The following is a 14,173-nucleotide window of genomic DNA, read 5'->3' as shown; positions in this document are numbered from 1 at the left end:
GTGCTGGGGGTGCTCGGCGACCTCGTCGAGGACATCGTGGTCTGGGCCGACGGCCCGCTGCGGCACGGCACCGACTCCGGCGCCCGGATCTTCCGGCGGCGCGGCGGCAGCGCGGCCAACGTCGCCCGCTTCGCCGCCGGGCAGCACCCCGCCCGCTTCCTCGGCTGCGTCGGCGAGGACGCGGTCGGGGACGGCGTGGTCGCCGAACTGGCCGGACACGGCGTCGACGTGCGGGTCTCCCGGCGCGGCCGGACGGGCAGCGTCGTGGTGCTGATCGACCAGGACGGCGAGCGGACCATGCTGCCCGACCGGGGCGCCGCCACCCTGCTGGAGCGGGTCCCGGACGAGTGGCTGACCGGACTGACCCACCTGCACGTGCCGGCCTACTCCTTCGACGGAGAGCCGGTCGGCAGCACGGCGGTGGACGCGCTCGCCCGGGTCCGGAGGGCGGGCGGCACCACCTCGGTGGACGCCTCCTCGACCGGCATGCTGGAGCGGTTCGGACGGGAGCGCTTCCTCTGTCTGCTGGCCGAGTCGGCGCCGACCTTCGTGTTCGCCAACCGCTCCGAGTCGGAGTTCCTCGGGCTGCTGGTCGGCGGTCTGCCCGGGCCGGAGCGTGCCCGGCTGGCGGCCACCACGGTGGTCACCAAGGCGGGTGCCGAGGCGACCGCCGTCGACGTGCCCGGTGAGCCGCTGGTCATGGTGCCTGTGCCGCCGGTGGCCGAGGTGCGCGACCTCACCGGGGCCGGGGACGCTTTCGCGGCGGGGTTCCTGGCCGGCTTCCTGGACACCGGGGACCTCGGGCGGGCGGCCGGGCTCGGGCACCGCAGCGCGGCCCGGGTGCTGGCCTCGCCCGGGGCCTCCTGCGGCGGGGAGTGACGTTCGGGGCTACCCGGGCACCGCGTCCTTGCGGAGGAAGTGCTTCAGCTTCTGCCAGGTCCAGGTGTTGACCACGTCCTCGGCGGTGAGCCAGCCGCGCTGCGCCGTGCCGATGCCGTAGCGCGGGTAGCCGAGCTGGCCGGTGGCGTGGGCGTCGCTGTCGATCGCGAAGCGCACGCCGTGCCGCCGGGCCCGCAGGACGTCCTCGTCGCGCAGGTCGAGCCGCTGCGGGGAGCTGTTGATCTCGATCGCGGTGCCGGTGCGCGCGGCGGCCTCGAACACCGCGTCCAGGTCGACGTCGATCGGCCCGCGCCGGCCGATCCGGCGGGTGGTGAGGTGCCCGATGACGTGCACGTACGGGTTTTCGCAGGCGCGGATCAGCCGACGGGTCTGGGCGGCCCGGTCCAGGGTGAAGTGCGAGTGCACGGAGGCCACGCAGACGTCGAAGCCGGCCAGGAACGCGGGTGGCCAGTCCACCCCGCCGTCCGGGCCGATGTTCAGCTCGGTGCCGTGCAGCAGGCGCAACTTCCTGTGCCGGCCGGCGAGTCGGCGCAGCTGCTCGCGCTGGGCGAGCATCTTCTCGTCCGTCATCCGCTGCATCACCAGGTCCGGGGCGTGGTCGGTGACGGCGAAGTAGGAGTAGCCGCGGGCGGCCGCGGTGTCGATCATCTCCTCCAGGGTGGCCAGCCCGTCGGTCAGGTCGGTGTGGGTGTGCAGGTCGCCGCGCAGGTCGGACTCCTGGACGAGGTCCGGGAGTCCGCCGTCCAGCGCGGCCTCGATCTCGCCCCGGTCCTCGCGCAGCGGCGGCGGGATCCACGGCAGTCCGAGGGCCGCGTACACCTCGTCCTCGGTCTCCGAGACCACCTTGGCGCCGCCGTCCACCTCGAACAGCCCGTACTCGGAGAGCTTCAGCCCGGCCCGGACGGCCATCGTGCGCAGCTTGATGTTGTGCGCCTTCGAGCCGGTGAAGTAGACCAGTGCCGCTCCCCAGTCCTCCTCCGGGAGGACCCGCAGATCCACCTGTACGCCCTGGGTGGTACGGATCGAGGTCTTGGTGCTCCCGCTGCCGATCACTTCGGCGACGGAGGGGAGGCCGGTGAGCGCGGCCATCAGCGGGGCGGAGTCCTCGGCGGTCGCGAGCACGTCGATGTCGCCCACCGTCTCGCGCATCCGGCGCAGCGAGCCCGCGTACGCGCAGCGGGTGCAGCCGGGGACGGCGGAGAGCACGGCGACGAGCTGCTCGGCCAGCTCGGTGGCGGTGTCCAGCAGCGTGCGGCCGCCGGACTGCCGCATCAGCTCGATGCCGTGCAGGATCTTCTCGCCGCTGCGCTCGCCGAAGCCGGGCAGGTCGGCGAGCCGCTCCGCGCGGGCGGCCGCGGCGAGTTCGTCCACCGAGGAGATCCCGAGGTCGCGGTAGAGGGCCAGGGCGCGCTTGGGCCCGACACTGGGGACGGCCATCATCTCCCGTACGCCGGACGGGATCTCGGCGCGCAGCGCCTCCAGGGCGGGGACGGTCCCGGTGGCGAGGTACTCGGCGATCTTCTCGGCCGTGGACTTCCCGACGCCGGGGATCTGCTGCAGACCCTTGACGTCCAGTCCGGCCAGGTCCCCGGGGTGGCCGCCGACCGCCCGGGCGGCCTTCTCGTAGGCGCGGGCCCGGAAGGCGTCCCCGCCGGTGATGTTGATCAGGTCGGCGTACTCCTGGAGCAGCTCCCTGACCTGGTCGTTGAGCCGGGGCATGGGGCAAGTCTAGGTTTCGTGGGCCGAATCCGCCGGGTGCGCGCCCCGGTCCGGCCCCGGACGCCGCGGTACTCCGTCAGTCGTACGCGACGGTCAGCAGCAGGACGACGGTCAGCCCGCCGCCGGGGGTGGGCTCCACCGCGAGCCGGCCACCGGCGGCGTCGACCAGGCTGTGCAGGGCGGGCCCCACCACGCCGTCCGTCCGGACACCGGCGGTCAGCCGTTCGCGCGCCCCGCTCGGCTCGGAGGAGCCCCGGTCGCAGACCCGGATCTCCACCCGGCCGCGGGTCGCCGCCGCCCGTCCGGACGCCCGCGGTGCGGACGTGCCACCCGCCACGTCGGCCCGGACCAGCACCCGGCCGCCCGGCGGGCTGCGCCGGATCGCCTGGTCGACCAGCCCGGCGACGGCGGTCTCCAGCCGGCAGGCGTCCCCGGCCACCACCGGCAGCCCCGGCGCCACCCGGACCGTGACGGCCGCCGCCCGGCCACCGCCGCGCACCACCCGGCGGACCAGGTCGGCCACCTGGACGTGCCGGGCCGTCGGCTCGCAGCCGTCCTGCCGGCCGGTCCAGCGCAGCCGCTCCAGCTCGGTGCGGGAGAGCGACCTGGGCGCGGCCATCACGCCCGGTGAGTACGGGCCGAGGCCCTCCTCGGCCTCGGTGGTCGCCGGCGCGCCCGCGCGCCCGGACCCGCTCCGGTGGCCGGTGCCGCCCGCGCCGCCGAACGCGCCGACGGCGCCGCCGAACGCGCCGAGCGCCCGGGCCCCCGACGCGACGTAGCTCCAGAGCCTCCCGCGTGCCATCGCCCTGCCCCTCGTGCTCCCCGGCGGCCGACATCGAATCCGCGGCCGACCGGGACGGGCCGACTACCGGGCCCTTCCTGCCAGCCTGCGCCTCGCCCGGCCGGGTGACAATCCCGCTCCGGGCCGCGGTCCGCCCCGAGGCCCCCGCCGAGCGGCCGGTCGGGCACCCGCCGACCGGCGGGGTCCCGGAGGCGCGGCCTGCTGCGCGTCGAGCAATCGCGAAGACTTCTTCGCAAAAAACCCTTTGCAAAGAAGTCTTTGCGGTTCTAGTCTCCTGCCATGACCGAAGAGCGCGGCTGGAAGCACAGCGACGACCCGCACATCGCCATCACCGCCAAGAACATGCGGGCGATGGCGCACCCCGTGCGCATGCAGTTGGTCGGACTCCTGCGCAAGCACGGCCCGTCGACGGCGACGAGGCTCGCCGCACAGCTGGGGCTGAACTCCGGAGCCACCAGCTACCACCTGCGCCAGCTCGCCGCCGCGGGCTTCGTCGAGGAGGACGAGGAGCGCGGCAACGCCCGCGAGCGCTGGTGGCGTTCGGCCCACCCGCTGACCGTCTGGACGGTGGACGACATGGCGGACGACGACCTCGACACGGCCGCCGGCTTCCTGCGGTCCGTCCTGGCCGCGCACACCCTGACCGCCCAGCGCGCGCTGGACGCCTTCGAGACCATGCCGCGCGAGTGGCGCCGGGTGACGGACCTCAGCGACCGGGTCCTCCAGCTCACCCCCGCCGAGGCGGAGCGGCTCTCCGGCGAGCTGTTCGAGGTGGTCCGGCGCTACCGGCAGATCGACCACGGCGAGCCGGTCCCGGAGGGCACCGAGCAGGTCTCCGTGATCGTCCACGTCCTGCCGGACACGAGCACCACCACGACCGAGGGGGAAACCGCATGACCACCACCACCACCACCGGCACCGGTGCCGCCGCTCTCGACGCGCCCGGGCGCAGCTTCCGCCCGCTGGCCGGGGTGCTGGCCGCCACGGTCGTCTCCGTGACCGGCACGCGCGTCTCGGCCATCGCCCTGCCCTGGTTCGTCCTGGCCACCACCGGCAGCGCCACCATGACGGGCCTGGTCGCCTTCGCCGAAATGGCGCCGTACGTGGCGGTCAAGGCACTGACCGGGCCGTTGGTGGACCGGCTCGGGCCGCGCGTGGTGTCCTGGACGACGGACGCGGTCAGTGCCGTCACGGCCGGGCTGGTCCCGCTGCTGCACGCCCGGGGGCTGCTCCCGTTCTGGGCGCTGCTGGTGATGGTCGCGGTGATCGGGGCGATGCGCGGCCCGGGGGACCTGGCCAAGTCCGTCATGGTCCCGGAGGCGGCCGACCGCGCCCGGGTGCCGATGGAGCGCGCCACCGGACTGTCGGGGGTCACCGAGCGGTTGGCCTCCACCATCGGTCCGGCGGTCGGCGGCGGGCTGGTCGCCCTGATCGGGCCGCTGGCCGGGCTGGCGGTCAACGCGGCCACCTTCGCGCTCGGGTCGCTGATCATCGCGGTCGCGCTCCCGCGCGGCATGGGGCGCCCGGCGGTGCCCGCCGTGGCAGCCGAACCCTCGGCCGAGGAGCAGCCCGCGGGCTACTGGCGGATGTTCCGCGAGGGCTTCACCTTCCTGCGCTCGGAGCCGCTGCTGCTCACCGTGATCGTGATGATCGGCATCACCAACCTGATCGACGCCGGGTTCACCACCGTCCTCGTCCCGGTCTGGGCGCGCGAGTCCGGCAACGGTCCGGCCGCGATCGGCCTGGCCACGGCCGTCATGGGCGCCACCGCGGTCGTCGGCAGCCTGATAGCGGCGGCCGTCGCCTCCCGACTGCCCCGCCGGACGGTGTTCTTCGCCGGCTTCCTGCTGTGCGGCGCGCCGCGCTTCCTGGTGCTCGCCCTCGACGCGCCGATGTGGCTGGTGCTCACGGTCTTCGCGATCGGCGGCTTCGGCGCCGGCTTCCTCAACCCGATCCTCGGCGCGGTCCTCTTCGAACGGGTGCCCCGCCACCTGCTGGGCCGCGTCCACGCCCTCGGCGACTCCCTCTCCTGGGCCGGCATCCCGCTCGGTGGACTGGTCGCCGGTGCGGCGGTCGCGACGGTCGGGCTGATACCCGGCCTGATCGCCGGCGGAGCCCTCTACTTCGCGACCACGACCCTGGCCGGGCTGCGCCCCGAGTGGCGCGAGATGGACCGCTTCCGAGGGCACGCGGGCAGCGCGGTCCAGGCGGGCGGCGCGGCCGACGCGGCCGACGACTCGGAACCGGCGCACTGCGCCTAGGCCCTCTCTTTCGGATCACGCCAGGCGGTCGCCGCCGGAGCACGCACCTCGCCGGCTTGTCGTCGGTCGCCGATGCTCCGCATGGACTCCCTCCTCCGCACCGCCGATGCACGCACTCCAACGACGCCCACTGGTCCGACGTGATCCGAAAGAGAGGGCCTAGGTGGCCCCCAGGACACGCCCTACCGGGCCCGGTCTTCGGCAGGGGCTGGTCGGCCCGGCGGTCGGTGGCCCGCCCACTGGAGCAGCAGCAGGCTGGTCAGCGCGGCGAGGGCACACCACGTGGAGACGAAGGCGAGGTGCCAGAGCAGGGCGCAGGCGGCAGCGCCCGCGCCGGTGAGGAGACCGAGACGGCCGAGCAGCCGGTCGCCGCTCACCAGCAGGGAGCCGACGGTGACGAGGAGGTAGCCGGCCAGCAGGAGAGCCGGGTACGGGATGCCCACCGCATAGCCGAGGGTGTGGCCGTGCACGGTCGCCCCCACCGGGTGGGAGCCGATGGCCACGGCCAGCGGAGCGGCGACCACCGCACCGAGCAGGGTGAGCGCGGCGAGCAGCCGTCGGCGCGGGCCCTCGGTCGCGCACCACACGGCGGCGGGGACCAGGACGGGCAGCAGCGGCAGGGCGACCACCGCCCAGGCGGTGCGGGCCGCTCCGGCGAGGCCGTCCGGCAGCCCGCCGTCGGTGCCGAGCCAGACCAGCGCCTCGATCAGCTGGTGCATGCCCAGGACCAGGGGGAGCGCGGCGAGCGGCAAGCGCTCGGGCCGGCCGGCCCGGTGGGCGCGGACCAGGCACGCCACCCCCGCGACCGCGACCAGCCCACCGGCCACGGCGTCCGCCTGCGCACTCCAGCACATCGGGGCCTAGCCGGTGCTCCCGGGGCGGTCGTGCTCCGCGGACCCGCCCGTCGGTTCGTCCTTCGGCTCATCGTCCGGACTGCCCTCCGCCCCGCCGCCGGACTTCTGCTCCGCCCCGCCCTCCCGCGGCTCCGCTCCGTCCTCCGGCGGTGCCCCGATGCTCTCCAGGGTGTCGCGGACGGTCCCGGGCATCGCCGGATGGCGGCCGATCACGATCACCCCGATCACGATCGCGACCAGCCCGGCGGCCTGCCAGGCCAGCGCCGCCGGGGTCACCCGCAGCCGGTCCCCGAGGAACCCGACCGCGCAGGCGATCCCGGCCACCGGCTGGGCGGCGGTCAGAGCAGGCAGGGACATCCGCAGCGGCGCCGCCTCGAAGGCGCTCTGCACCAGCAGCAGCCCGACCACGCCCGCCACCACCACCGCGTACGGTTGCCAACTGCGCAGCACCGCGGACAGGCCCTCGTGGTCGAGGCGCAGGGTGGTGGTCCGGGTCAGCGCGTCCTGGAGGCCGTAGAGCAGCCCGGCGGCGAGCGCCAGCAGGGTCGCCTCCTCGAACAGCGGCAGCCGCCGGGCCAGCGAGACCAGCAGCACGACCAGCCCGACCACGGTGCCGACCACCAGCCAGTGCCGCAGCTCCCCGGCGGGCGCCCCGCCGCCGGTCGGTTGCCCGGCCACGATGAAGGCCGTCACCCCGAGGGCCAGCAGCAGCACCCCGGCCCAGCCGGAACGGCCCAGGGTCTGACGGGTCAACACCCGGGCCAGTGCCATGGCGAAGATCAGATTGGTGGCTAGCAGCGGTTCGACCAGCGACACCTCGCCCTGGTTGAGGGCGAACGCCGAGAGGATCAGCCCGCTGACCATGAACCCGGTGCCGAGCAGCCACTGCGGCATCCGCATCAGGTCCAGCAGCAGCCGCCAGCGCAGCAGATCGGAGCGCGGGGCTTGCTGCGCCGCGTGCTGCTGGAGGACGAAGCCGAGCCCCAGACAGCAGGCCGCACTGAGAGCGAGGAGGAAGACCGCCACGGAGGGACCACCAGGTTGTCGCTGCCCGCGCCGCGCCGACGGCTCCGAGAGGTGGGTCGGAGGTCGCGGCCGCTCCCGCCAGCCTACCGCCGGGCCGGTGCCCGGGCCGGGCGCACGACACGCGCGCGGCGCGGAGGGCACCGAGCCGTCCGGCAGCGCTTGCCGCCACCGGCGGGGCAGGCGCACGCTGGTGTGAGCGGCCGCCACGGGTCACCGTCCGTGCCGGTCCGGACAGGCGCGACGGGGGCCGGCGCCAGGAGGTGTGGCATGCACAACCAGTGGGACGTGGAGCTCAGCTTCGAGGAAGACGGCGTGCACACGGCGTGCGAGGCCAGGCTGACCGGCGCCAGGGCGCCAGGTCTGAGCGCGCACGGCGAATCCGTGAAGAGCGCGGACGACCGTCCGCTCGCCAGGATCGGCGAGGAGGTCGCGGCCGCCCGGGCCCTGGAGGACCTGTCCCGCAAGCTGCGGGCCCAGGCCACCGGGGAGATCGACGACGAAGGGCACCGCCCGGGGTACCTGATCTACTGAGCCCACCGGCAGCCGAACCCCCGTAGGCCGCGGCGGCCCGTGCACGGCTACCGGACCGGGAACGGCGTGCCATCGTGCCGCCGGATCGTCGTGCCGCCGGATCGTCGCGCCGCTGGATTCGCGCCGCCGAGCGGAGCCGCTCCTCCCGGGTCGCGAAGGCTTCGAGCAGCTCGGCGACCACGCTCGACAGGGTGTTCGCAGCCGACGGCGTCCACGCAGGCGCGCTCCGCCTCGGTCCGGCCCGAGGGAGGCGCCGCCACACCACGTCCGCCGTCCCCCGCGGTGTCACGGCCCCGGCCCTCCGCGGCGCTCGGGACGGCCGCCGCACTGGCGGATCCGGTCGGCGCTCCTACCGGCGCCACCAGGGAGCGCGCAGGACGTCGTCCGGGTCGACGGCACAGTTGGTGCCGCTGACCACCTCGTGCGCCGGGACGTCCCAGCCGACGACGCCCGCGGCCTGCCGGTCCAGCTCGACCAGCCGGGCGCGCTGCGGGCCGGTGCCGGTGTCGACGTCGCACATCAGCACGCTCGTCCAGGAACGGCCGTCGAGAGCGGCGACGACCGAGAACGCCGGAAGCACCACCAGGGAGAGCAGCAGCGCCGCGACCCGGACCGCCTCGACGGCCCGGGCCCCGAGGGCCGTGGCCGGCCGCCCGGTGCGGTGGCCGGTGACGGCCGAACGCGCGCCGGTCCGGTACTCGGCCACCACACCGAGGCGCAGCAGATAGCCCAGGGCGCCCGCCGCTACACCCCACCACAGCCCGTTGAACGCGCCGACCACCACCCCGAGCGCCCCCGGCAGGATCGCCGCCCGGGCCGCCGTCTCCACCAGCGCCCGCCCCTGGTGCCGGGCGGCCCCGCCGTGAGCGGCCCGATAGGCATAGCTGATGTAGGAGAGCACCGCCGCCAGCACGACCGCCAGCACCGGCTCGGCGAAGAACATCCCGATGACGACGTCCACCCAGTTCGCCGGCCCCATCGCCAGCAGCGCGTCCCGCGCCGCGTCCCCGCCCCCGAGCGTCCACGCGAGCTTCAACACCGGAATGGCGAACAACACTGCGGGCGCCATCACATGAGCCGCACTCACCTGCCGCCAGCCGCCGGCCCGCGTGGTTTCGATCATCCGGCAACGCTGAGCACGCCGCCCGTACCCCCGGCCGTCCGACACCCACCGGTGCACCTCGTGGCCCAACCCTCCCGCGCCCCCGGCGACGGCCGGCGACCCTCGCGCGCCGGACCCGTGCTCGTCGAGAAAGCCCGCCCGCCGCCGGTGCTCCTCGCGGCCCCGCCGCCCGAGCAACCACTCCCGCCGGAACGCCCCCGACCCCAGCCACCAGGTCGTCCCCGCCCACCGGAAGTCGACCTGGCCGACTTCCGGCGCCGTCGAACCCTGGAGCGTGTCAGAAAGTTCGTGCAGGAGGAGCTGACACGCGTCGGTATGTGATCACGCAGCAGGCCAGCTTGAGGAAGGCCTCATGGATCGTCGCGGATGTCCCAGCGGATCCGCAGGTGCAGGAAGCCGTGGATCCACGCGGTTGGGCCGCTCGACGACCCATCGCACGGCTCCGAGACCGGAGCCGTGCGGCACACCCCGGTGGGCGATCACCGGCTTGATGCCCTGCTTCCACAGCAGGCGACGGTACTTGTCGAAGTCGTGGCCGCGGTCGGCGAACAGCTGCCGGGGCAGGTGGCGCGGACGACCGGTCCTGTCACGGATGTGGCGGATCGCGTTCAGCAGCGGCAGGAGCCGGGTGACGCCGTGGCGGTCGCCGCCGGTCGGTGCGATGGCCAGGACCGGTCCAACCCGCCGGCGCGGTGCAGTTCGGTCAGCAGCACCTGGTGGAGACGGTCCCACACCCCCGCCTCGTGCCAGTCCCGTAGTCGGCGCCAGCAGGTCATGCCCGAGCCGAAGCCGAGCTCCTGCGGCAGCCACTCCCACTGGATGCCCGTGTGCAGCACGAACAGGATCCCCTGCAGACAGCCCCGGTTTTCCAACGGCGGACGGCCGGTCTTGCGAAGCCGCTGCTGCCGCACGGGCAGCAGCGGCTCGATCCGGCCCCACAGGTCATCCGACACCAACCACGGCGCTCTCTTCCCCGGGGCCCACTCAACGAGCCGCCAGGCGAACAGACATGGGCACCACGCCGTTCTGTCAGCTCCTCTTGCGCGAAGTCCCTTACGTGCCCGAACCCTGCAGCACGAGAAGTCGGGCGGGCCGACTTCTCGTGCGGGTGGGTGCGGGTGGTCAGGTCTGGTGGGTGGGGCTGAGGAAAGCGGTGAGGCGGGGGTTGAGGTCCTGGGCGGCGGCCATGGGGAGGTTGTGGTGGGAGACGCCCGGGAGGATGGCGACCTTTGCTCCGGGGAGGGTGCGGCGGGCGGTCCGGGCGATGCGGTGGGGGTCGTGGGTGCGGCTGTGGGCGGCGAGGAGGGTGAGGACGGGGGCGGTGAGGGTACGGAGGCGTTCGGGCGAGGGACGGGGGCCGGTCACGACGGGGGAGGCGGGGAAGTCGGCGTAGCCGAGGGCGTAGAGCTCGCGCCAGGCGGGGTCGAGGGGCGGGGTGTTGCCGGTCTCCCAGTCGAGGTAGGAGCGGGTGCGGCCCGGGGTGCGGCGGGGCAGGAAGAGGGGGAGGGCGCGCAGCAGGTAGCCGGGGCGGAAGCCGGCGAAGCACTGGGTGGGGTCGAGCAGGGCGAGCCTGCCGACCCGGGTGGGGGCGTGCAGGGCGTACTCCAGGGCGATCCAGCCGCCGTACGAGTGGCCGCAGAGGTCGGCCCGCGGGACGTCGAGTCCGTCGAGGACGGCGTCCAGCCAGTCGAGCAGGCCGGGGACGCCGTTGAGGGCGGCGCCGTCGTGGATGCTGCGGCCGGGGTCGCCGATGAGGTCGACGGCGAGGACGCGGTGTCCGGCCTCGGCCCAGGCGCCGGCGTTGGCGAACCACATGGTGGAGGTGGCGCCGCCGCCGTGGAGGAGGACGAGCGGGTGGCCGTCGGCGGGGCCGCAGGCGTTGATCCGGGTGGTGCCGTGGGCGGTGCGGACGGTGAGTGCCTCGACCGGGACGGGCCAGCGGGCGAGCAGGGCGTCGTAGGCGGCGAGGAAGGGGGCGGTGCGGGCGGACATGGGGCCTCCGCTGGTGTGGTGTGATGGCGGCCGGGTCGGCTGAATCACTCGCCGAACACGAATCGCGCTGAACACGTACAGCGCTGAACAAGCATCTCGCTGAGCAATTATCTCGCTGAGCGAGAGAATAGTCGTACATGCCCTCCCCGAGGAAGGACGACAGGGTGTCCGAGGTTGCCGAGCCGATGCGGCTGGTCCATCTGCTGCGTGGCCTGACGGTCGAACTCGACCTGTTCGGAGCCGAGTTCGCGGCCCGCAACGGTCTGCACCCGACCGATCTGCGGGCGCTGATCCACCTGCTGGACGCGGCCAGGGCCGGGGAGGTCGTCACCCCGGGCCGGCTCGGCGAGGCGCTGGGGCTGAACTCGGCGGGCACCACCGGCCTGGTGGACCGGCTGGAGCGGCTCGGGCTGATCCGGCGCGAGCGCGACCCGCAGGACCGGCGCCGGGTGCGGCTGCTGGTGGAGGAGCGGGCGATGGAGCTGGGGGAGGGCTTCTTCGGCGGGCTGATCGGCGATCTGGTCGCGGCGATGCGGCGGTTCGAGTCGGGGGAGCTGGACACGGCCCGGCGCTTCCTGGCGGCCGTGACCGAAGTGGTGTCGGCCGCCAGGGAGAGGTGAACGGCCGGAACTACGCGGGGCCGAGGGTCCAGCTGATCACCGACAGCGTCGCCATCGACAGGAGCGTCGACCAGAGCACCGCGTCCCGGGCGAGGGCGGTGCCCCGCTGGTACTCGCGGGCGTAGGTGTACACGTTCTGCGCGGTGGGCAGCGCCGAGAACAGCACCACGGTGAGGAGCTGGTGGGCGGGCAGGTGGAGCAGTGGGCCGGCCACGGCGAGTGCGACCAGCGGCTGGACCAGGGTCTTGAGCACGACGATCAGCCCGACCTCGGTGCGGCGCGGACGGCCGTCCGCCGGTGGGCGGTTGTGCAGCGAGAGGCCGAGGGTGATCAGCGCGGTGGGGACGCCGGCGCCGCCGAGCAGTTCGCAGGAACGATTCAGCTCGGCAGGCAGGTGCACGCCGGTCGCCGAGACGACCGCGCCCAGCGCGGTGGCCAGCAGGATCGGATTGCGGACGGGCAGGGTGAGCAGCGCCCGGCGGCCGGCCGCGCCACCGTCCAGGACGGCCAGGACGGCGGGGGTGACCACCAGGATCTGGAACAGCACCACGGGCGCCACGAAAGAGGCGTCGCCGAGGACCTGCATGGTCACCGGGATGCCGAGGTTGGCCGAGTTGACGTAGCCGGAGGCCATCGCGCCGATGGCCAGTTCGCCGGGCTTGCGGTGGAACAGCAGCCGCCCGGCGAGCAGCCCGAGGCCGATCGCGACCGCGGTGCCCGCGGTGAAGGCGAGCATCGAGGCGTTGGCGAAGCGGTCCAGCGGGGTGCGGGCGATCATCAGGAACAGCGCGGCCGGCATCGCCACGTGGAACACGAACCGGTTGAGCACCGTCTCGGCGTGCGGCCCGAGCAGCCCGGCGCGGCCGACGACGTAGCCGACGCCGGTGAGCGCCCAGATCGGCGCGAAGGCGGACAGCAGGGGATGCAGGGCTGGCATGGTTCCTCGGATCGCTCGGACGGGTCTGCCGGTGCGACGGGGGTGTCCCGTCGGGGGCGCCGACTTCCGAGCGCGGTGACCCCCCGAAGCCCATGAACCCCCGGGGCAGTAAACCAGTGGCCGCGGGCGCGGCGATCAGTGGGTCTGTCGCGAGCACGCCAGCAAGTCAGGCCGTCCGGGACGGTGCCGGCCGGCAGGGGACGGGGCCGAGGGACCGGCGCCCGGCCGATCGCCCGGGCGCCGACTGCCCGGAGCCGCGCCGATCGCCCGGGCCTACGATGGCCCGATGGAGGACCAGTACCTGAGCCTGTCCGAGGTGGAGGCGATCGCGCGCCGGGCCCACCAGGGGCAGGTGGACAAGAACGGCCACCCGTACGGCGAGCACATCGCGGCGGTCGCCCGGGGGACGGCGGCGCGCGGCGGCAGTGCGGCGCAGATCGCGGCGGGCTGGCTGCACGACACCGTCGAGGACGACCGGCTGAGCCGGGAGTGGCTGGCCGGGGCCGCGCTGCCGGAGGAGACCAAGGCGATCGTGGACGCGCTCACCCGGCGCCCGGACGAGCCGGTCGAGGAGTACACCGCGCGCATCCTGGCCACGCCGGGCGCGCTGCTGGTCAAGCGCGCGGACCTGGCGCACAACTCCGATCCGGCGCGCCTCGCCACCCTGGACCCGGCGACCGCCGAGCGGCTGGCCGCCAAGTACGCGCGAATGCGCGAGCTGCTCGGACTCACCGGCGAGCTGTAGCCGTACGCCGGCATGCCCCGCGAGCGCGAAGCCCGCACGCCGTAAGCCCGCGAGCGCGTAGCCCGCGCACGGAGGTCCACGGGTCGGGCCGCCGCCGGAGAACCAGGAGAGGGCCCGGACCACGCGGGTCGCGCGGGTCCGGGCCCTCTCGGGCACCCCGGTGGTCCCTGTCCGACCCCCGGGGTGAGGGGGAGTGGTCAGGTGACGGCGGTGGTCGGTGGGCCGACGGGGTCGGCTTAGTACCAGTGGTGGGTCTGCCAGAAGTTCCAGGCGGCGTTCGGGCTGCCGTAGCGGGTGTTCATGTAGTCCAGCGCCCACTTGATCTGGGTGGTCGGGTTGGTCTTCCAGTCCGCGCCGTGCGTGGCCATCTTGGAGCCCGGCAGTGCCTGGGCCAGGCCGTACGCGCCCGAGCTCGGGTTGGTCGCGGTCACGTTCCAGCTGGACTCGTGGGCGATGATCTGGTTGAAGGACGCCAGCTGGTTGGCCGGGACGATCTGGGCGGCGATGGCCTGCGGGGAGGCGGTGGCGGCGTTCGCGGTAGCGGGCAGGACACCCGCGCCCAGGGCGGTCAGACCGGCGGCGCCGGCGAGAATCGCGGCGGAAGTGCGCATGCGGAGCTTGAAAGCGGGCATGAAGAAGAGGACCTCAATCGGGTTGGGCCGG

At 74.5% G+C, this 14,173-nt stretch carries 14 protein-coding genes and 1 pseudogene; 6 read left to right on the top strand and 9 right to left on the bottom strand.

Translation table 11 applies throughout. From position 1 onward, the window contains the following. A complete protein-coding gene (locus ACFVVA_RS11485; protein ID WP_387688196.1) occupies nucleotides 1-879 on the top strand; it encodes a carbohydrate kinase family protein in 879 nt (292 codons plus the stop codon). Between the two features lie 9 nt (nucleotides 880-888). Here ACFVVA_RS11485 and polX read toward each other — a convergent pair whose 3' ends face one another. Both polX and ACFVVA_RS11475 read right to left on the bottom strand, forming a co-directional pair. Next, nucleotides 889-2,619 carry a DNA polymerase/3'-5' exonuclease PolX gene (gene polX / locus ACFVVA_RS11480; RefSeq protein ID WP_387688194.1) on the bottom strand — a complete coding sequence of 577 codons (1,731 nt, stop codon included), beginning with the start codon at nucleotides 2,617-2,619 and terminating at the stop codon, nucleotides 889-891. Nucleotides 2,620-2,695: 76 nt separating this feature from the next. Continuing rightward, entirely contained in the window at nucleotides 2,696-3,421 is a 726-nt protein-coding gene (locus tag ACFVVA_RS11475; protein ID WP_387688192.1) for a sensor histidine kinase, read from the bottom strand. Between the two features lie 279 nt (nucleotides 3,422-3,700). Between ACFVVA_RS11475 and ACFVVA_RS11470 the strand changes: the two genes are divergently transcribed. Together ACFVVA_RS11470 and ACFVVA_RS11465 are read left to right on the top strand one after the other, a co-directional pair. Beyond that, nucleotides 3,701-4,318, top strand: a complete 618-nt coding sequence (locus tag ACFVVA_RS11470) for a helix-turn-helix domain-containing protein (protein ID WP_387688190.1) — start codon at nucleotides 3,701-3,703, stop codon at nucleotides 4,316-4,318. Next, the gene (locus ACFVVA_RS11465; RefSeq protein WP_387688188.1) at nucleotides 4,315-5,682 is read left to right on the top strand and encodes an MFS transporter; all 1,368 of its coding nucleotides are present in this window, start codon (nucleotides 4,315-4,317) and stop codon (nucleotides 5,680-5,682) included. Before ACFVVA_RS11470 ends, ACFVVA_RS11465 begins: the two co-directional genes overlap by 4 nt. 182 nt (nucleotides 5,683-5,864) lie before the next feature. On the opposite strand, the gene ACFVVA_RS11460 is transcribed toward ACFVVA_RS11465, so the two are convergent. Continuing rightward, entirely contained in the window at nucleotides 5,865-6,536 is a 672-nt protein-coding gene (locus ACFVVA_RS11460) for a DUF6629 family protein (RefSeq protein WP_387688186.1), read from the bottom strand. A 6-nt stretch (nucleotides 6,537-6,542) separates the two neighbouring features. Next, nucleotides 6,543-7,562 carry a DMT family transporter gene (locus ACFVVA_RS11455; RefSeq protein WP_387688184.1) on the bottom strand — a complete coding sequence of 340 codons (1,020 nt, stop codon included), beginning with the start codon at nucleotides 7,560-7,562 and terminating at the stop codon, nucleotides 6,543-6,545. Nucleotides 7,563-7,829: 267 nt separating this feature from the next. Here ACFVVA_RS11455 and ACFVVA_RS11450 point away from each other — a divergent pair, with 267 nt between their 5' ends. Further along, the gene (locus ACFVVA_RS11450) at nucleotides 7,830-8,093 is read left to right on the top strand and encodes a dsRBD fold-containing protein (protein ID WP_380546048.1); all 264 of its coding nucleotides are present in this window, start codon (nucleotides 7,830-7,832) and stop codon (nucleotides 8,091-8,093) included. Between the two features lie 349 nt (nucleotides 8,094-8,442). Here the strand turns inward: ACFVVA_RS11450 and ACFVVA_RS11445 are convergent, their stop codons facing one another. The 3 genes and pseudogenes from ACFVVA_RS11445 to ACFVVA_RS11435 form a co-directional block, all read right to left on the bottom strand. Continuing rightward, entirely contained in the window at nucleotides 8,443-9,216 is a 774-nt protein-coding gene (locus ACFVVA_RS11445) for a hypothetical protein (protein ID WP_387688182.1), read from the bottom strand. Between the two features lie 277 nt (nucleotides 9,217-9,493). Next, a pseudogene (locus ACFVVA_RS11440) lies at nucleotides 9,494-10,172 on the bottom strand (transposase). A gap of 166 nt (nucleotides 10,173-10,338) precedes the next feature. After that, nucleotides 10,339-11,208, bottom strand: coding sequence for an alpha/beta fold hydrolase (locus ACFVVA_RS11435; RefSeq protein WP_387688180.1), 870 nt, complete (start codon nucleotides 11,206-11,208; stop codon nucleotides 10,339-10,341). Between the two features lie 164 nt (nucleotides 11,209-11,372). On the opposite strand from ACFVVA_RS11435, the gene ACFVVA_RS11430 reads away from it, so the two are divergent. Next, nucleotides 11,373-11,828 carry a MarR family winged helix-turn-helix transcriptional regulator gene (locus tag ACFVVA_RS11430; protein ID WP_387688178.1) on the top strand — a complete coding sequence of 152 codons (456 nt, stop codon included), beginning with the start codon at nucleotides 11,373-11,375 and terminating at the stop codon, nucleotides 11,826-11,828. A 10-nt stretch (nucleotides 11,829-11,838) separates the two neighbouring features. Here ACFVVA_RS11430 and ACFVVA_RS11425 read toward each other — a convergent pair whose 3' ends face one another. After that, nucleotides 11,839-12,765, bottom strand: coding sequence for an AEC family transporter (locus tag ACFVVA_RS11425; RefSeq protein ID WP_359907535.1), 927 nt, complete (start codon nucleotides 12,763-12,765; stop codon nucleotides 11,839-11,841). A gap of 286 nt (nucleotides 12,766-13,051) precedes the next feature. On the opposite strand from ACFVVA_RS11425, the gene ACFVVA_RS11420 reads away from it, so the two are divergent. Continuing rightward, nucleotides 13,052-13,510 carry an HD domain-containing protein gene (locus ACFVVA_RS11420; RefSeq protein ID WP_387688176.1) on the top strand — a complete coding sequence of 153 codons (459 nt, stop codon included), beginning with the start codon at nucleotides 13,052-13,054 and terminating at the stop codon, nucleotides 13,508-13,510. 236 nt (nucleotides 13,511-13,746) lie between these two features. Here ACFVVA_RS11420 and ACFVVA_RS11415 read toward each other — a convergent pair whose 3' ends face one another. Continuing rightward, entirely contained in the window at nucleotides 13,747-14,121 is a 375-nt protein-coding gene (locus tag ACFVVA_RS11415; RefSeq protein ID WP_387688174.1) for a transglycosylase SLT domain-containing protein, read from the bottom strand. Nucleotides 14,122-14,173 lie beyond the last annotated feature (52 nt).

The sequence above is a fragment of the Kitasatospora sp. NPDC058048 genome (genome assembly GCF_042885555.1).
Lineage (GTDB): Bacteria > Actinomycetota > Actinomycetes > Streptomycetales > Streptomycetaceae > Kitasatospora > Kitasatospora lactacystinica.
This window is presented reverse-complemented; position numbering and strand designations above follow the sequence as displayed.

Excerpts from the sequence above, each read along its gene's own strand:
- ACFVVA_RS11425 (WP_359907535.1), bottom strand. The coding sequence starts at position 12,765 with ATGCCAGCCCTGCATCCCCTGCTGTCCGCCTTCGCGCCGATCTGGGCG.
- ACFVVA_RS11435 (WP_387688180.1), bottom strand. The coding sequence starts at position 11,208 with ATGTCCGCCCGCACCGCCCCCTTCCTCGCCGCCTACGACGCCCTGCTC.
- ACFVVA_RS11415 (WP_387688174.1), bottom strand. The coding sequence starts at position 14,121 with ATGCGCACTTCCGCCGCGATTCTCGCCGGCGCCGCCGGTCTGACCGCC.
- ACFVVA_RS11445 (WP_387688182.1), bottom strand. The coding sequence starts at position 9,216 with ATGATCGAAACCACGCGGGCCGGCGGCTGGCGGCAGGTGAGTGCGGCT.
- ACFVVA_RS11420 (WP_387688176.1), top strand. The coding sequence starts at position 13,052 with ATGGAGGACCAGTACCTGAGCCTGTCCGAGGTGGAGGCGATCGCGCGC.
- polX (WP_387688194.1), bottom strand. The coding sequence starts at position 2,619 with ATGCCCCGGCTCAACGACCAGGTCAGGGAGCTGCTCCAGGAGTACGCC.
- ACFVVA_RS11475 (WP_387688192.1), bottom strand. The coding sequence starts at position 3,421 with ATGGCACGCGGGAGGCTCTGGAGCTACGTCGCGTCGGGGGCCCGGGCG.
- ACFVVA_RS11465 (WP_387688188.1), top strand. The coding sequence starts at position 4,315 with ATGACCACCACCACCACCACCGGCACCGGTGCCGCCGCTCTCGACGCG.
- ACFVVA_RS11470 (WP_387688190.1), top strand. The coding sequence starts at position 3,701 with ATGACCGAAGAGCGCGGCTGGAAGCACAGCGACGACCCGCACATCGCC.
- ACFVVA_RS11450 (WP_380546048.1), top strand. The coding sequence starts at position 7,830 with ATGCACAACCAGTGGGACGTGGAGCTCAGCTTCGAGGAAGACGGCGTG.
- ACFVVA_RS11460 (WP_387688186.1), bottom strand. The coding sequence starts at position 6,536 with ATGTGCTGGAGTGCGCAGGCGGACGCCGTGGCCGGTGGGCTGGTCGCG.